This window comes from Enterobacter sp. JS8-1, from assembly GCF_049187015.1.
Taxonomy (GTDB): domain Bacteria; phylum Pseudomonadota; class Gammaproteobacteria; order Enterobacterales; family Enterobacteriaceae; genus Enterobacter; species Enterobacter mori.
In genome coordinates this window covers 4,197,086-4,213,689 of the sequence record NZ_CP185805.1, presented here as the reverse complement: position 1 = coordinate 4,213,689, position 16,604 = coordinate 4,197,086, and the positions used below count along the sequence as shown (strand labels likewise).

Here is a 16,604-nt window from a genome sequence, read left to right as displayed (position 1 = left end):
ACCCTCTCCCCAGTGGGGAGAGGGCAGGGTGAGGGGCCATCACGTCACCGGTGCAGGATTAAACACCGCCAGCTGATTATGTAATCCCCATTGATCAGAGAACGTTTTCTTCCGGCCGCTGGCGACATCCAGGATGAAGTGGAACAGCTTCCAGCCCACGTCCTCAATGCTCTCTTCCCCGGTGGCGATGGTGCCCGCGTTGATATCCATCAAGTCAAACCAGCGGTTTGCCAACTCGGTGCGGGTCGCCATTTTAATCACCGGCACCGCCATCAGGCCGTACGGCGTGCCGCGCCCGGTGGTAAAGACCTGAACCGTAATGCCGGACGCCACCTGCTGCGTACCGCAGACGAAATCGCTGGCAGGCGTTGCCGCATAAATCAGGCCGCGTTTGGTCGGGCGCTGGCCCGGAGAGAGCACTTCGACAATCGCGCTCTGGCCGGATTTAGCAATCGAGCCAAGGGCTTTTTCCACCACGTTGGCCAGGCCGCCTTTTTTGTTGCCCGGCGACGGGTTGGCGCTGCGGTCGGTTTGCCCCATATCAAGATAGTTATCGTACCAGGCCATCTCTTCCAGCAGGCGCTTGCCCACCTCTTCGTTGACGGCGCGCGGCGTCAGCAGATGGATGGCGTCACGCACTTCGGTCACTTCGGAGAACATCACCGTGGCGCCGCAGCGCACGAACAGATCGGACGCATAGCCCACCGCCGGGTTGGCGGTCACGCCGGAAAACGCATCGCTGCCGCCGCACTGGGTGCCCACCACCAGCTCAGAGGCCGGGCAGGTTTCGCGCTGGCGCTTGTTGAGCTTGTCCAGATGGCGTTCAGCCACCTGCAAAATATCGTCGATCATCGATCGGAAGCCGACGTGATGCTCGTCCTGCAGGCGCACGATGCTGGCCTCGTCGACCGGAATCGCTTTCACATCCTCGGTGCCCTGCAGCAGGCGCTCAGGCTGAAGTTTTTCACACCCCAGACCGATGACCATCACCTCACCGCCAAAGTTCGGGTTGAGGGCAATATTGTGAATGGTACGGATCGGCACCACGGCAGCGGGCGCGTTGATCGCCACGCCGCAGCCATAGAGGTGGTTCAGACCTACTACGCCATCCACGTTCGGGTATTTCGGCAGCAGGTCGCGTTCGATGATTTTGACCACGTAATCCACCACGCCCGCCACGCAGTGCACGCTGGTAGTAATGCCGAGCAGGTTCTTGGTGCCGACGCTGCCGTCCGCGTTGCGGTAGCCTTCGAAGGTATAGCCCTCCAGCGGCAGCAGCGGTTCAGGCACGCGCGTCGCCAGCGGCAGGGTATTCAGCGGCGGCGCTTTTGGCAGTTCAACCAGCGACTCTTCAATCCAGCTCCCCTGCGGGATAGCGCGAACGGCATAGCCAATAATTTCACCGTAGCGCACGATTTCACCGTGCGCCGGGATATCCACCAGCGCCACCTTATGCCCCTGCGGAATATGCTCAATCAGTTCCAGGCCGTCCGGGAAACGGGTTCCCGCTTTTAAGCCGTTGTCGTTGACAATAATCGCCACGTTATCGGTGTCATGTACTTTTATATAAAACGCCGTCGGCGATGCCTGTCGAATTTCAATGTCGGCCATTGTTCACTATTCTCCAGCAAAGTGTCTGATCATTAATGCAGCCACACAGATAGTAATTTACTTATTTTCGAAATAAAGACGCTGCTTACTTAAATAAAGAATGTCAGGACTTGAGATATAAGAATGTGATCCAGGTCACCCCCTAAAGCGAGAGATAGCGCACTGTGGCTGTGAATACGTGATTCTGTGCAGCAGCGCCCAGTGCTTTGTGCATATGCTCAAAAACTTATTCATTTCAGGTGTGATAATTGAGCGTTAATCCAGTGCGATGCCATAAAGTGGTGATTATACTGAATCACATTAATATTGCGTCTGGTTAATTACCTGATATTGCCTGCTATCGATAAATAATCAGGAAATATGTTTTCTAAAATTATAAATATAAATTTCGCTGTGCCTGAGGAAATAAATATGATTCTGGATACCGTTGTAGAATCGAAAAAGGGTGTACCCACTCGCTATTTAATATTACTGATTATTTTTATCGTCACGGCCATTAACTACGCTGACCGTGCGACGCTGTCGATTGCCGGTACGGAAGTGGCAAAAGAGCTGCAGCTCAGTGCCGTCTCGATGGGGTATATCTTCTCTGCGTTCGGCTGGGCCTACCTGCTCATGCAAATTCCCGGCGGCTGGCTGTTGGATAAGTTCGGTTCCAAAAAGGTCTATACCTACAGCCTGTTCTTCTGGTCGCTGTTCACCTTCCTGCAGGGCTTTGTGGATGTCTTCCCGCTGGCCTGGGCGGGCGTGTCGATGTTCATCATGCGCTTTATGCTCGGCTTCTCGGAAGCGCCGTCTTTTCCGGCAAACGCCCGTATCGTGGCGGCCTGGTTCCCAACCAAAGAGCGCGGCACCGCGTCTGCGTTGTTTAACGCCGCGCAGTATTTCTCGCTGGCCATCTTCTCTCCGCTGCTGGGCTGGCTGACCTTCGCCTGGGGCTGGGAGCACGTCTTTACCGTGATGGGCGTGATTGGCTTTGTGCTGACCGGCGTATGGGTGAAGTATATCCATAACCCGACCGATCACCCGCGCATGTCAGAGCAGGAGCTGAAGTTCATCTCCGAAGGCGGTGCGGTGGTGGATATGGACCATAAAAAGCCCGGAGCGCAGGTCGCAGGCGGTCCTAAACTCCATTACATCAAACAGTTGTTGACCAACCGCATGATGCTGGGCGTCTTTTTTGGTCAATACTTTATCAACACCATCACCTGGTTCTTCCTTACCTGGTTCCCGATTTATCTGGTGCAGGAAAAAGGGATGTCGATTCTGAAAGTGGGTCTGGTGGCCTCCATTCCGGCGCTGTGCGGTTTTGCTGGCGGCGTGCTGGGCGGCGTGTTCTCGGATTATCTGATTAAGCAGGGCAAGTCGATAACCCTGGCGCGCAAGCTGCCGATTGTGCTCGGCATGCTGCTGGCGTCGTCCATCATTCTGTGCAACTACACCAACAACACCACGCTGGTGATAGCCCTGATGGCGCTGGCGTTCTTCGGCAAAGGCTTCGGCGCGCTGGGCTGGCCGGTGATTTCCGACACCGCGCCAAAAGAGATTGTTGGCCTGTGCGGCGGGGTATTTAACGTCTTTGGCAACGTGGCGTCCATCGCGACTCCACTGGTCATTGGTTATCTGGTCAGTGAGCTGCATTCGTTCAACGCGGCACTGGTATTTGTTGGCTGTTCAGCGTTGATGGCGATGTTCTGCTACCTGTTCGTGGTAGGCGACATCAAACGTATGGAATTGCAGAAATAAGCAAAGGTATAAGCGATGAGTAACGATATCTTCCCGAACACGTTTAAAGCGGCCCTCGCGGCACACCAGATCCAGATTGGCTGCTGGTCTGCGCTGGCAAGCCCGATCAGCACTGAAGTGCTTGGACTGGCCGGTTTCGACTGGCTGGTGCTGGACGGCGAACATGCGCCAAATGACATCAGCACCTTTATTCCGCAGCTGATGGCGCTGAAGGGCAGCCCGAGCGCGCCGGTGGTACGCGTACCGACGAACGAGCCGGTCATCATCAAGCGCCTGCTGGATATCGGTTTCTACAACTTCCTGATCCCGTTCGTGGAAACGGAAGAAGAGGCGGTGCTGGCCGTGGCCTCTACCCGCTACCCGCCGGAGGGCATTCGCGGCGTGTCCGTATCGCACCGCGCCAACATGTTTGGCACCGTGCCGGACTACTTCGCCCAGTCCAACAAGAACATCACCATCCTGGTGCAGATCGAGAGCCAGCAGGGCGTAGATAACGTCGATGCCATCGCCGCAACCGACGGCGTGGACGGCATCTTTGTCGGTCCAAGCGACCTGGCCGCTGCGTTCGGGCATCTGGGCAATGCGGGTCATCCTGACGTGCAGCGCGCCATTCAGCACATCTTTGCTCGCGCCAAAGCGCACGGCAAACCCTGCGGCATTCTGGCCCCGGTTGAAGCCGATGCCCGCCGCTATCTGGAGTGGGGGGCGACGTTCGTTGCCGTGGGTAGCGATCTCGGCGTGTTCCGCTCCGCCACGCAGAAATTAGCAGACGCTTTTAAAAAATAACCATCACTGAGGAAAAGATTATGACGCTGAAAGTGGGCTTTATTGGCTTAGGTATCATGGGTAAACCAATGAGTAAGAACCTCATCAAAGCGGGTTACTCACTGGTGGTGTTAGACCGTAATGCAGACGCCGTGGCTGAAGTGATTTCAGCCGGGGCAGAAGCGGCAACCACGGCCAAAGCGGTTGCCGAGCAGTGCGATGTGATCATCACCATGCTGCCAAACTCCCCGCATGTGAAAGAGGTCGCTCTGGGCGAGAACGGCATTATCGACGGCGCGAAGCCGGGCCTGGTGGTTATCGACATGAGCTCTATTGCCCCGCTGGCCAGCCGTGAAATCAGTGAGGCGCTGAAGGTGAAAGGCGTGGAGATGCTGGACGCACCGGTCAGCGGCGGCGAGCCAAAAGCCATCGACGGCACGCTGTCGGTGATGGTGGGCGGCGACAAGGCAGTTTTCGACAAATATTACGAGCTGATGAAAGCCATGGCCGGTTCCGTGGTGCATACCGGTGAAATCGGCGCGGGTAACGTCACCAAGCTGGCGAACCAGGTGATTGTGGCGCTGAATATCGCGGCGATGTCAGAAGCGTTGACGCTGGCCACCAAGGCGGGCGTCAACCCGGATCTGGTCTATCAGGCGATCCGCGGCGGCCTGGCGGGCAGCACCGTGCTGGATGCGAAAGCGCCGATGGTGATGGATCGTAACTTCAAGCCGGGTTTCCGCATTGACTTGCACATTAAAGATCTGGCTAACGCGCTGGATACCTCTCACGGCGTGGGCGCACAGCTGCCGCTGACCGCTGCAGTCATGGAGATGATGCAGGCGCTGCGCGCGGACGGTCTGGGCACCGCCGACCATAGCGCTATCGCGTGCTACTACGAAAAACTGGCGAAAGTGGAAGTTGCTCGCTAATGACGTCCTGCCCGGTGGCGCTTTGCTTACCGGGCCTACGGTCCAGGCCGGATCCGTGCTGTAACAGGCTACAACTATGAAAATCGTAATCGCGCCAGACTCTTATAAAGAAAGCCTTTCTGCCACCGAGGTAGCTCAGGCGATAGAAAAAGGATTTCGGGAAATCTTCCCCGATGCACTTTATGTTTCTGTTCCCGTCGCCGACGGCGGGGAAGGCACGGTTGAAGCGATGATCGCCGCCACCCGCGGCAGCGAACATTATGCCGTCGTCACGGGACCGCTGGGGGAGAAGGTGAATGCCTGCTGGGGAATGTCCGGCGACGGCAGTACGGCGTTTATCGAGATGGCGGCAGCCAGCGGTTTGGCATTAGTCCCTCCGGCACAGCGTAACCCGCTGGTTACCACTTCACGCGGCACCGGGGAGCTTATCCTCTGCGCGCTGGATAAAGGCGCGCGCAATATTATTATCGGTATCGGCGGCAGCGCGACCAACGACGGTGGCGCAGGGATGATGCAGGCGCTCGGGGCGAAGCTCAGCGATGCCAACGGCACGGAGATCGGCTACGGCGGCGGCAGCCTGATGGCGCTTAACAGTATTGATGTCTCAGGGCTGGATGCCCGGCTTAAGGGCTGCGCAATCCGCGTCGCCTGCGACGTCACCAACCCGCTGGTGGGAGAGAAAGGCGCGTCGCGCGTCTTCGGCCCACAAAAAGGGGCGACCGAGGGGATGATCCTCGAGCTGGACGCCAATCTCAGCCACTTTGCCGACGTGATTAAAAAATCCCTGCGTATTGACGTAAAGCACGTACCGGGAGCCGGTGCTGCTGGCGGTATGGGTGCAGCGCTGATGGCGTTTCTCGGCGCGGAACTTAAGAGCGGGATTGAGATTGTCACCCAGGCGCTCAACCTTGAAGAGCATATCCACGACTGCACCTGGGTGCTGACGGGGGAAGGGCGTATCGACAGCCAGAGCATTCACGGCAAAGTGCCCGTTGGTGTGGCGAACGTCGCCAAAAAATACCATAAGCCGGTGATTGGCATTGCCGGTAGCCTCACCCCGGACGTGGGCGTCGTGCACCAGTACGGTATTGACGCCGTGTTCAGCGTGCTGACCAGCATTGGTTCACTGGAAGAGGCGTTTCGTGGCGCCTATGACAACATTTACCGCGCCTCACGCAATATCGCCGCGACTTTGCAGGTGGGGATGCACACCCAAGGGTGACAGCGGCGCGCAAACCCTCTATACTGCGCGCCGAAGCTGACCAGACAGTCGCCGCTTCGTCGTCGTCCCTTTCGGGGGAGACGGGCGGAGGGGAGGAAAGTCCGGGCTCCATAGGGCAGGGTGCCAGGTAACGCCTGGGGGGGAAACCCACGACCAGTGCAACAGAGAGCAAACCGCCGATGGCCCGCGCAAGCGGGATCAGGTAAGGGTGAAAGGGTGCGGTAAGAGCGCACCGCGCGGCTGGTAACAGTCCGTGGCACGGTAAACTCCACCCGGAGCAAGGCCAAATAGGGGTTCACATGGTACGGCCCGTACTGAACCCGGGTAGGCTGCTTGAGCCAGTGAGCGATTGCTGGCCTAGATGAATGACTGTCCACGACAGAACCCGGCTTATCGGTCAGCTTCAACTTCTTAAAGAACCCCGCTTCGGCGGGGTTTTTGCTTTCAGGTTATCCGGCCATGTGGGCAAATGATACCAATTATCAAAAATGCGACGCTAAGCACATTTCACTGTTTATGCGGTTAATGAATTCGTTCATTTACCCTATACGATCCCAATCACAAAATTTCCCGCCAAAAAAGAACGCTTTCTCAGTGTTGTTAATTTGTTGCTGATGTTGCGGTAATGGTGCTCATAGTTTTCACATTTGATATGTGAATATTGAATTCAAAAACATTCCCAGTGTGAATGTGTGATGTATTCGACCCTTTTGTATGCGCGGGCAACATCATTATTGTTCTATTTGATAAAACACAAAAATGTTTTAAATAGATAGTGGTTGTTTATTAGCCGTTAATTGTCTGAAAGATAGTCTTTATTGATATTTTAAAATACAAAAAATCCACCGTGGTTATCACCATAAAATAAAGTTATTACCGCCTTTTTTGTTGATCAATATCAGCGTATTGGTGTGTTTTTATATTATCAACTCATTGATATATATATGTTTTATCGGTGTTTTTGCGAGGTAGGTAATGATGCGAAAAGTCAAATTGTGAGTAACAGCACATACCCCCTGAAACACTATTAGGTAGAATTCGCTCCGTCATAGGGAAATAAGCGCAGAATATTATGAACACTATTATTCTACCGAAAACACAGCACCTCGTGGTATTTCAGGAAGTCATTAAAAGTGGCTCCATAGGTTCTGCGGCAAGACAACTGGGTCTGACGCAACCGGCCGTCAGCAAAATCATCAGCGATATCGAGTCCTACTTCGGTGTTGAAGTGATGATTCGTAAAAACACGGGCGTTAAGTTGACCGCAGCAGGCCAGGTTCTGCTCTCGTATTCAGAGTCGATCACCCGCGAAATGAAAAACATGGTGAGCGAGATCAACAGCCTCAGTTTTAGCACCGTTATGGACGTCTCCTTTGGCTATCCGTCGCTGATAGGCTTCACCTTCCTGTCTGAGATGATCAAAAAATTCAAGGAAGTGTTCCCGAAAGCGCGCGTCTCGATGTACGAAGCACAGCTCTCTTCGTTCCTGCCCGCTATCCGCGATGGCCGACTGGATTTTGCCATCGGTACGTTAAGCGATGAAATGCTGCTGCAGGACCTGCACGTCGAGCCGCTGTTTGAGTCCGAGTTTGTGCTGGTCGCCAGCAAATCACGAACGTGCACCGGCCCGACGACACTGGCATCGCTCACGCACGAGCAGTGGGTGATGCCGCAAACCGATATGGGCTACTACAAAGAACTTCTGACCACCCTGCAAGACAACCACATCAGCATTGAAAACATCGTCCAGACCGATTCCGTCGTTACCATTTATAACCTTGTCCTCAATGCCGATTATCTGACGGTGATTCCCCGCGATATGATTGCGCCGTTCGGTTCTGACCAGTTTATTGTCTTGCCGGTGGAAGATGAATTACCCGTGGCGCGTTACGCCGCGGTGTGGTCTAAAAATTACAGTATTAAAAAATCAGCGTCAGTATTAGTTGAATTGGCAAAACAATATTCGTCGATGAATATCGAAAGACGACGATAAATTAGCAGCATTCATTTTTAAAACACCCGGAGCTTAACGCTCTGATACCCTGACTTTGCCTGAAAACAATGAATTATTATAACGAGGATATTATGCACATTACCTACGATCTCCCGGTAACGATTGAAGATATTCAGGATGCCAGAAAACGACTGGCAGGAAAAATCTATAAAACCGGTATGCCGCGCTCGAATTATCTCAGCGAACGTTGTAAGGGTGAGATATTCCTGAAGTTTGAAAACATGCAGCGTACCGGTTCATTCAAAATTCGCGGCGCGTTTAATAAGTTAAGCTCGCTGACCGATGCTGAAAAACGCAAAGGCGTGGTCGCCTGTTCGGCGGGAAACCATGCGCAGGGCGTGTCGCTCTCCTGCGCCATGCTCGGTATCGACGGCAAAGTGGTGATGCCGATGGGCGCGCCGAAATCCAAGGTTGCCGCCACGCGCGACTACTCCGCCGAAGTGGTGCTCCACGGCGAAAACTTTAACGACACCATCGCCAGAGTGAGCGAAATCGTCGAAATGGAAGGGCGCATTTTTATTCCGCCTTACGATGACCCAAAAGTGATCGCCGGGCAGGGAACCATCGGTCTGGAAATTCTTGAAGATTTATACGACGTGGATAACGTCATTGTGCCAATCGGCGGCGGCGGATTAATTGCCGGGATTGCGACGGCGATTAAATCCATCAACCCGACCATTAATATTATCGGCGTGCAGTCTGAGAACGTTCACGGTATGGCAGCGTCTTATCAGGCCGGGGAAATCGTCAATCATCGCGTCACCGGCACATTAGCGGACGGTTGCGATGTTTCTCGTCCCGGTAAATTAACCTTCGAAATTGTTCGTGAATTAGTTGACGACATTGTTCTGGTCAGCGAGGACGATATTCGCAACAGCATGATCGCGCTCATTCAGCGAAATAAAGTGGTGACAGAAGGTGCTGGCGCGCTGGCCTGCGCGGCGTTATTAAGCGGCAAACTTGACCATTATATTCAGGGTCGTAAAACCGTCTGCATTATTTCCGGCGGCAATATCGATCTCTCCCGTGTTTCCCAAATTACCGGCTTCGTTGACGCATAAAGGTGACCTATGAGCAACACAGAAAGCATTATCGTTGGCCAGACAAAAACGTCCTCCTGGCGTAAGTCTGATACCACCTGGACGCTTGGCCTGTTTGGTACCGCCATTGGCGCGGGCGTGCTGTTCTTCCCCATTCGCGCAGGCTTCGGTGGCCTGATCCCTATTCTGCTGATGCTGGTTCTCGCGTTCCCAATTGCGTTCTACTGCCACCGGGCGCTGGCGCGCCTGTGTCTGTCAGGCAGTAACGTCTCGGGCAACATCACCGAAACGGTAGAAGAGCACTTCGGTAAGACCGGCGGGGTGGTGATCACGTTCCTCTACTTCTTTGCGATTTGCCCGCTGCTGTGGATTTACGGTGTCACTATTACCAACACCTTCATGACCTTCTGGGAAAACCAGCTCCAGCTGCCCGCGCTGAACCGTGGCTTTGTGGCGCTGTTCCTGCTGCTGCTGATGGCCTTTGTTATCTGGTTTGGTAAAGACCTGATGGTGAAGGTCATGAGCTTCCTGGTGTTCCCGTTTATCGCCAGCCTGGTGCTGATTTCCCTGTCGCTGATCCCTTACTGGAACTCGGCGGTGATCGACCAGGTCAACCTGAGCGATATCGCCTTCACCGGTCATGACGGCATTCTGGTCACCGTATGGCTGGGGATCTCCATCATGGTCTTCTCCTTCAACTTCTCGCCTATCGTCTCCTCGTTTGTGGTCTCCAAGCGCGAAGAGTACGAACCTGAGTTCGGGAAAGAGTTCACCGAGCAGAAATGTTCCAAAATCATCGGCCGCGCCAGCCTGCTGATGGTGGCCGTGGTGATGTTCTTCGCCTTCAGCTGCCTGTTCACCCTCTCTCCGCAGAACATGGCGGACGCCAAAGCGCAGAACATTCCGGTGCTCTCTTATCTGGCGAACCACTTCGCGTCGCTGTCAGGCACTAAATCTACCTTCGCCACCGTGCTGGAATACGGCGCGTCCATCATTGCGCTGGTCGCTATCTTCAAATCCTTCTTTGGTCACTACCTCGGCACGCTGGAAGGGCTGAACGGTCTGGTCCTTAAGTTCGGCTATAAGGGCGATAAGAAGAAAGTTTCCGTCGGCAAGCTGAACACCATCAGTATGATCTTCATCATGGGCTCCACCTGGGTTGTGGCCTACGCCAACCCGAACATTCTGGACCTTATTGAAGCCATGGGCGCGCCAATCATCGCCTCTCTGCTGTGCCTGCTGCCGATGTACGCCATCCGCAAAGCACCGGCGCTGGCGAAATACAAAGGCCGTACCGAGAACATCTTCGTTACTGTGGTTGGCCTGCTGACCATTCTGAATATCGTTTACAAACTGTTCTAACCCATTGCTCAGGAAGAGCGGAGTCACATGATGATTGAGTTTCCGGTAGTACTGGTTATTAACTGCGGATCGTCCTCTGTTAAGTTTTCGGTGCTCGACGCCAGCAGCTGCGATGCCCTGATGACGGGGATTGCGGACGGGATCAACACCGAGAAGGCCTTTATTTCCGTGAACGGGGGTGAGCCGGTCCGACTGGCTCACCAGGACTACGAAGGGGCGCTGGCTGCCATCGCCCTGGAGCTGGAGAAGCGTAACCTGATGAGCAGCGTGGCCTTAATTGGCCACCGCATTGCGCACGGCGGCGACCTCTTCAGCGAGTCGACCCTGATCACGGAAGAGGTGATTGCGCAGATCCGCCAGGTCTCCCCGCTGGCGCCGCTGCATAACTACGCCAACCTGAGCGGCGTGGAAGCCGCAGAGCGCCTGTTCCCGGGCGTGCAGCAGGTGGCGGTATTTGATACCAGCTTCCACCAGACGCTGCCGCCGCAGGCGTATCTGTACGGTCTACCGTACCGCTATTTTGAAGCGCTGGGCGTGCGCCGCTACGGCTTCCACGGGACCTCTCACCGTTACGTGGCCGCGCAGGCGCATACGCTTCTCGGGCTGTCCCCCGATGACAGCGGGTTGGTGATTGCCCATCTCGGGAACGGGGCGTCCATCTGCGCGGTGCGCAACGGCGAAAGCGTCGATACCTCAATGGGGATGACGCCGCTGGAAGGGCTGGTGATGGGCACGCGCTGCGGCGATGTGGACTTCGGTGCGATGGCGTGGATTGCCCAGCAGACCGGCCAGTCGTTTGAAGATCTGGAGCGCGTGGTCAATAAAGAGTCCGGGCTGCTGGGGATCTCCGGCATCTCTTCAGACCTGCGCGCGCTGGAGAAAGCCTGGCACGAAGGCAGCGAGCGGGCACAGCTGGCTATCCATACCTTCGTTCACCGTATTGCGCGGCACATTGCGGGTCACGCGGCGTCGCTGCACCGCCTGGATGGGGTGGTCTTTACCGGCGGCATTGGCGAAAACTCGAAGCTTGTCCGCGCGCTGGTGGCGGAACGCCTGAAAGTCTTTGGCATCATCCTCGACGATGCCAAAAATGCCCTGCCGGGCAGCGCGGGTGAGCGCGTCATTAGCACCGAGTCGTCCCGCGTGGCCTGCGCGGTTGTCCCTACCAACGAAGAAAAAATGATCGCGCTGGACGCCCTCCGTCTTGGGAAGGTTGCCCCGGCTGCGGCTTACGCCTGATAAAGCGAGAATCACATGAAAGTAACAATCGATACGGGCGTCGCACCCTACAGCGACGCATGGGCCGGGTTTCGCGGTGAAGAATGGAAAAACGCCGTCAACGTCCGCGATTTTATTCAGCATAACTACACCCCTTATGAAGGCGATGAAGCTTTCCTCGCGCAGGCGACGCCAGCAACGACGGCGCTGTGGCAGAAGGTAATGGTCGGCATTCGCCAGGAGAATGCCACCCACGCCCCGGTGGATTTTGACACCAACATTGCCACCACCATTACGGCCCACGGGCCGGGCTACATCGACCAGGATCTGGAGACGATCGTTGGTCTGCAAACCGATAAGCCGCTCAAGCGCGCGCTGCACCCGTACGGTGGGATCAACATGATCCGCAGCTCGTTCGAAGCCTATGGCCGCGAGATGGATCCGCAGTTCGAATACCTGTTTACCGACCTGCGCAAAACCCACAACCAGGGCGTGTTTGACGTCTACTCGCCGGAGATGATGCGCTGCCGTAAATCCGGCGTACTGACCGGTTTGCCGGACGGCTACGGGCGCGGGCGCATCATCGGCGACTATCGCCGCGTGGCGCTATATGGGATCGCTTATCTGGTGCGCGAGCGTGAACTGCAGTTTGCGGATCTGCAGGGGAAACTGGAGCGCGGGGAAGATCTCGAGGCGACGATCCGACTGCGTGAGGAGCTGGCGGAGCACAAACGCGCGCTGCTGCAGATCCAGCAGATGGCGGCGAACTACGGCTTTGATATCTCACGTCCGGCGATAAACGCCCAGGAAGCGGTGCAGTGGGTCTATTTTGCCTACCTTGCCGCGGTGAAATCCCAGAACGGCGGGGCGATGTCGCTGGGGCGCACGGCCTCGTTCCTCGATATCTACATTGAACGCGACATGCAGGCAGGAAGGCTGAATGAAGTCCAGGCGCAGGAGCTGATCGACCACTTCATCATGAAGATCCGCATGGTGCGCTTCCTGCGCACGCCGGAGTTCGACACGCTCTTCTCCGGCGATCCGATCTGGGCGACGGAAGTGATCGGCGGCATGGGGCTGGACGGGCGCACGTTGGTGACCAAAAACAGCTTCCGCTATCTGCACACCCTGCACACCATGGGGCCTGCACCGGAGCCGAACCTGACGATCCTCTGGTCAGAACAGCTGCCGATCGCGTTCAAGAAATACGCCGCGCAGGTATCCATCGTCACCTCGTCGCTGCAGTATGAGAACGACGACCTGATGCGTGCGGACTTCAACAGCGACGACTACGCCATTGCCTGCTGCGTCAGCCCGATGGTCATCGGCAAGCAGATGCAGTTCTTTGGCGCGCGCGCCAACCTCGCCAAAACGCTGCTGTACGCGATCAACGGCGGGGTGGACGAGAAGCTGAAGATTCAGGTCGGTCCGAAAACCGAGCCGCTGCTGGACGACGTGCTGGATTACGACACCGTGATGGCGAGCCTCGATCACTTTATGGACTGGCTGGCGGTGCAGTACATCAGCGCCCTGAATCTCATTCACTACATGCATGATAAGTACAGCTACGAAGCCTCGCTGATGGCGCTGCACGACCGGGACGTCTATCGCACCATGGCCTGCGGCATTGCCGGGCTGTCGGTGGCGGCGGATTCCCTGTCGGCCATTAAATACGCCACGGTGAAACCGGTGCGCGACCATACCGGTCTGGCGGTCGATTTCGTGATTGAAGGGGACTATCCGCAGTACGGCAACAACGACGACCGCGTGGACAGCATCGCCTGCGACCTGGTGGAGCGTTTTATGAAGAAAATTCAGGCGCTGCCAACCTACCGCAACGCGGTGCCAACCCAGTCGGTCCTGACCATCACCTCCAACGTGGTGTACGGCGAGAAGACCGGGAACACGCCGGACGGACGCCGCGGCGGCACGCCGTTTGCGCCTGGCGCGAACCCGATGCACGGCCGCGACAGAAAAGGGGCGGTGGCATCGCTAACGTCGGTTGCCAAGCTGCCTTTCACCTATGCCAAAGACGGGATCTCGTACACCTTCTCCATCGTGCCGCAGGCGCTGGGCAAGGATGAGCTGGTGCGCAAAACCAATCTTGTCGGGCTGCTGGACGGGTATTTCCATCACGAAGCGGCCATCGAGGGCGGGCAGCATCTGAACGTCAACGTCATGAACAGGGAAATGCTGCTGGATGCCATTGCGCATCCGGAAAATTACCCGAACCTGACCATCCGCGTTTCGGGTTATGCGGTGCGGTTTAACGCCCTGACGCGCGAGCAGCAGCAGGATGTGATTTCGAGAACGTTTACCCAGTCTATCTAAAAGCGAGTTCTCATGCCCCCTCAACGCAGGGGGCATTTTTTTGCCCGCTAAACATACAAAATTGTTTATATAATTACTCACACATATTCATCCGCTCTTGAAAAACAATGTTCCTGCTTTTCCCAATAACAAAATGTAAGGACAGTAAGATGATGAAAATGACCCGTATTGCTTTGGTTGCAGCGTCGTTGGCGGTGTGCAGTTTTACCGCGCAGGCCGCGAACGTTGAGGCAGCCCCGTCTCCATCGCAGGATCCGCTGGTACAGCACCTGAAGCTCAGCAATGAGCAGGTGAAGAAAATTGAAGGTCTGCATGAGCAACTGGAACAGAATGTCAGTAAGATCCCGATGACGGGCGTAAAGGACGGCGCGCTGATCGACATGTTCCAGGCGGGTAAATGGGACGAAAGTACGGTGAAAAGCCAGCTTACCGCATTCAGCAAAATTGAAGAGCAGACCCGTTATTACCGCGTGAAATATTACTTCGACGTCAGCCAGGTATTGACGCCGGAACAGCGTAAGCAGATCAGAACCGATATGGCTAACGCGCTGGCAGAGTAATTTCGTCGTCGCGTACGGTGCTGGATGATTCTGCCGTGGCTCGATCGGTTCCCTCTCCCTGTGGGAGAGGGTTAGGGTGAGGGCGTTCTCTAAACCGGCAAATCAATCAGCAGCGCGCGCAGCGGCGTATCCGCCACCAGGGTGATATTCGCTTCATCACGAATAAACGCCCCGTCACCGCAGGTGAGCGCTTCTTTCTCTTCCGTGTGAGTCACTGCATGCACCGTACCGTGAATCGACTGCAGATAGGCGCGCGGACCGTGAAGCTGGAAGCTCGCCTGTTCACCTTTCTTCAGTTCGATGTGGTGCAGCCACACCTGCTGACGCAGCTGCAAACTGCCTTTGCTGCCGTCCGGCGACGCAATCAGCTGCTGTTTATCGTCCGTTAAATCTATCTTCTGCACCAGCGGATTTTCCCGCTCAGGGCAGGCGTCCAGCCACAGCTGCATGCGGGTCAGCGTTTTGTCTTTGCTGAGGTTATGCTCGCTGTAGCTGATGCCCGGCTGCGTGGAAATTAACAACGCTTCGCCAGCCTTTGCCTGGACATGATTGCCCTCGCTATCGCGGTATTCTGCCTCGCCTTCCAGGATCAGGTTCAGGATATCGACTTTCGGATACGTACGCGGCTGGAAGGAGGCGCCCGGAGCGAGCACTTCCTGGTTCAACACGCGCAATGAAGCGTAACCGAGGAGTTTAGGGTCAAAGTAGTGTCCAAAGGAAAAGGTGTAGCGGGCCTGCAGCCAACCGAAATCGGCTTGTCCGCACTGTTTAGCTGTTCTTGTCGTAATCATAAACTTGACCTCTCTTTACACTAAAACAATGGTAAAGGTATGGACGCTGCATTGTTAGCCAGATATTCTGCCCGGTATGTTCAAATTTCCTGAATGAGAACGAGATGGCTAAAGAGAGAGCATTGACGCTTGAGGCGCTGCGCGTCATGGACGCGATTGACCGACGCGGCAGTTTTGCTGCGGCGGCAGATGAACTGGGGCGCGTTCCGTCTGCGCTGAGCTACACCATGCAGAAGCTGGAGGAAGAGCTGGACGTGGTGCTGTTTGACCGCTCCGGCCATCGAACAAAATTCACGAACGTTGGCCGCATGCTGCTGGAGCGCGGTCGTGTGCTGCTGGAAGCGGCGGATAAACTCACGACGGACGCCGAAGCGCTGGCGCGCGGCTGGGAAACCCATCTGACGTTAGTTACCGAAGCGCTGGTGCCGAGTGAAGCGCTGTTCCCGCTGGTGGACCGCCTGGCTGCGAAAGCCAATACGCAGCTGTCGATCATTACCGAGGTGCTGGCAGGGGCGTGGGAGCGTCTGGAAACGGGCAGGGCGGATATTGTTATTGCGCCGGACATGCACTTCCGTTCTTCGTCAGAAATTAACTCCCGCAAGCTCTATAGCGTGATGAACGTTTATGTCGCCGCGCCTGATCACCCGATCCATCAGGAGCCGGAGCCGCTTTCGGAGGTTACGCGCGTGAAGTATCGTGGCGTTGCGGTAGCGGATACCGCCCGTGAACGTCCGGTGTTAACGGTACAGCTGCTGGATAAACAGCCGCGTTTAACCGTCACGTCGCTGGAAGATAAGCGTCAGGCATTGCTGGCCGGGCTGGGTGTCGCGACGATGCCTTATCCTTTTGTTGAAAAGGACATTGCGGAAGGGCGGCTGCGCGTTGTCAGCCCGGAATACACCAGCGAGGTGGATATCATTATGGCGTGGCGACGCGACAGCATGGGCGAAGCCAAATCCTGGTGCCTGCGCGAAATACCAAAGCTTTTTGTCCACCACAATAAATAAAATCG

13 protein-coding genes and 1 other RNA gene are annotated in these 16,604 nt (G+C 55.9%); 12 read left to right on the top strand and 2 right to left on the bottom strand.

Annotated features, from left to right (window positions below; genetic code table 11):
- Positions 1–39 precede the first annotated feature (39 nt).
- The gene (gene garD / locus ACOQH0_RS20050) at positions 40–1,611 is read right to left on the bottom strand and encodes a galactarate dehydratase (protein ID WP_421511086.1); all 1,572 of its coding nucleotides are present in this window, start codon (positions 1,609–1,611) and stop codon (positions 40–42) included.
- Between the two features lie 411 nt (positions 1,612–2,022).
- Between garD and ACOQH0_RS20045 the strand changes: the two genes are divergently transcribed.
- From ACOQH0_RS20045 to ACOQH0_RS19995, 11 genes are all read left to right on the top strand, one after another.
- Complete coding sequence (locus tag ACOQH0_RS20045; RefSeq protein ID WP_421511085.1) at positions 2,023–3,357, top strand: MFS transporter; 1,335 nt, start codon at positions 2,023–2,025, stop codon at positions 3,355–3,357.
- A 15-nt stretch (positions 3,358–3,372) separates the two neighbouring features.
- The gene (garL, locus tag ACOQH0_RS20040; RefSeq protein WP_421511084.1) at positions 3,373–4,143 is read left to right on the top strand and encodes a 2-dehydro-3-deoxyglucarate aldolase; all 771 of its coding nucleotides are present in this window, start codon (positions 3,373–3,375) and stop codon (positions 4,141–4,143) included.
- A 20-nt stretch (positions 4,144–4,163) separates the two neighbouring features.
- Positions 4,164–5,054 carry a 2-hydroxy-3-oxopropionate reductase gene (gene garR / locus ACOQH0_RS20035; RefSeq protein ID WP_421511083.1) on the top strand — a complete coding sequence of 297 codons (891 nt, stop codon included), beginning with the start codon at positions 4,164–4,166 and terminating at the stop codon, positions 5,052–5,054.
- 76 nt (positions 5,055–5,130) lie between these two features.
- A complete protein-coding gene (gene garK, locus ACOQH0_RS20030; RefSeq protein WP_421511082.1) occupies positions 5,131–6,276 on the top strand; it encodes a glycerate 2-kinase in 1,146 nt (381 codons plus the stop codon).
- A gap of 32 nt (positions 6,277–6,308) precedes the next feature.
- An RNA gene (gene rnpB, locus ACOQH0_RS20025) (RNase P RNA component class A) lies at positions 6,309–6,685 on the top strand.
- Between the two features lie 663 nt (positions 6,686–7,348).
- Positions 7,349–8,269, top strand: coding sequence for a transcriptional regulator TdcA (gene tdcA, locus ACOQH0_RS20020; RefSeq protein WP_089599061.1), 921 nt, complete (start codon positions 7,349–7,351; stop codon positions 8,267–8,269).
- Between the two features lie 92 nt (positions 8,270–8,361).
- Entirely contained in the window at positions 8,362–9,351 is a 990-nt protein-coding gene (gene tdcB / locus ACOQH0_RS20015; RefSeq protein WP_421511081.1) for a bifunctional threonine ammonia-lyase/L-serine ammonia-lyase TdcB, read from the top strand.
- 9 nt (positions 9,352–9,360) lie between these two features.
- Entirely contained in the window at positions 9,361–10,692 is a 1,332-nt protein-coding gene (gene tdcC, locus ACOQH0_RS20010) for a threonine/serine transporter TdcC (RefSeq protein ID WP_010435911.1), read from the top strand.
- A gap of 30 nt (positions 10,693–10,722) precedes the next feature.
- The gene (tdcD, locus tag ACOQH0_RS20005; RefSeq protein WP_421512381.1) at positions 10,723–11,931 is read left to right on the top strand and encodes a propionate kinase; all 1,209 of its coding nucleotides are present in this window, start codon (positions 10,723–10,725) and stop codon (positions 11,929–11,931) included.
- A 15-nt stretch (positions 11,932–11,946) separates the two neighbouring features.
- Positions 11,947–14,241 (top strand): formate C-acetyltransferase, encoded by a 2,295-nt coding sequence (pflB, locus tag ACOQH0_RS20000; protein WP_421511080.1) that lies wholly within the window; start codon positions 11,947–11,949, stop codon positions 14,239–14,241.
- A gap of 149 nt (positions 14,242–14,390) precedes the next feature.
- Complete coding sequence (locus ACOQH0_RS19995) at positions 14,391–14,801, top strand: Spy/CpxP family protein refolding chaperone (RefSeq protein WP_420985822.1); 411 nt, start codon at positions 14,391–14,393, stop codon at positions 14,799–14,801.
- Between the two features lie 89 nt (positions 14,802–14,890).
- Here ACOQH0_RS19995 and ACOQH0_RS19990 read toward each other — a convergent pair whose 3' ends face one another.
- The gene (locus ACOQH0_RS19990; RefSeq protein WP_010435898.1) at positions 14,891–15,592 is read right to left on the bottom strand and encodes a pirin family protein; all 702 of its coding nucleotides are present in this window, start codon (positions 15,590–15,592) and stop codon (positions 14,891–14,893) included.
- Between the two features lie 104 nt (positions 15,593–15,696).
- Here ACOQH0_RS19990 and yhaJ point away from each other — a divergent pair, with 104 nt between their 5' ends.
- The gene (gene yhaJ, locus ACOQH0_RS19985; RefSeq protein WP_421511079.1) at positions 15,697–16,599 is read left to right on the top strand and encodes a DNA-binding transcriptional regulator YhaJ; all 903 of its coding nucleotides are present in this window, start codon (positions 15,697–15,699) and stop codon (positions 16,597–16,599) included.
- Positions 16,600–16,604 lie beyond the last annotated feature (5 nt).

What these genes read in the sequence shown, in the direction of transcription:
- garD (WP_421511086.1), bottom strand. Translation starts at nt 1,611, where the DNA reads ATGGCCGACATTGAAATTCGACAGGCATCGCCGACGGCGTTTTATATA.
- ACOQH0_RS20045 (WP_421511085.1), top strand. Translation starts at nt 2,023, where the DNA reads ATGATTCTGGATACCGTTGTAGAATCGAAAAAGGGTGTACCCACTCGC.
- garL (WP_421511084.1), top strand. Translation starts at nt 3,373, where the DNA reads ATGAGTAACGATATCTTCCCGAACACGTTTAAAGCGGCCCTCGCGGCA.
- garR (WP_421511083.1), top strand. Translation starts at nt 4,164, where the DNA reads ATGACGCTGAAAGTGGGCTTTATTGGCTTAGGTATCATGGGTAAACCA.
- garK (WP_421511082.1), top strand. Translation starts at nt 5,131, where the DNA reads ATGAAAATCGTAATCGCGCCAGACTCTTATAAAGAAAGCCTTTCTGCC.
- tdcA (WP_089599061.1), top strand. Translation starts at nt 7,349, where the DNA reads ATGAACACTATTATTCTACCGAAAACACAGCACCTCGTGGTATTTCAG.
- tdcB (WP_421511081.1), top strand. Translation starts at nt 8,362, where the DNA reads ATGCACATTACCTACGATCTCCCGGTAACGATTGAAGATATTCAGGAT.
- tdcC (WP_010435911.1), top strand. Translation starts at nt 9,361, where the DNA reads ATGAGCAACACAGAAAGCATTATCGTTGGCCAGACAAAAACGTCCTCC.
- tdcD (WP_421512381.1), top strand. Translation starts at nt 10,723, where the DNA reads ATGATTGAGTTTCCGGTAGTACTGGTTATTAACTGCGGATCGTCCTCT.
- pflB (WP_421511080.1), top strand. Translation starts at nt 11,947, where the DNA reads ATGAAAGTAACAATCGATACGGGCGTCGCACCCTACAGCGACGCATGG.
- ACOQH0_RS19995 (WP_420985822.1), top strand. Translation starts at nt 14,391, where the DNA reads ATGATGAAAATGACCCGTATTGCTTTGGTTGCAGCGTCGTTGGCGGTG.
- ACOQH0_RS19990 (WP_010435898.1), bottom strand. Translation starts at nt 15,592, where the DNA reads ATGATTACGACAAGAACAGCTAAACAGTGCGGACAAGCCGATTTCGGT.
- yhaJ (WP_421511079.1), top strand. Translation starts at nt 15,697, where the DNA reads ATGGCTAAAGAGAGAGCATTGACGCTTGAGGCGCTGCGCGTCATGGAC.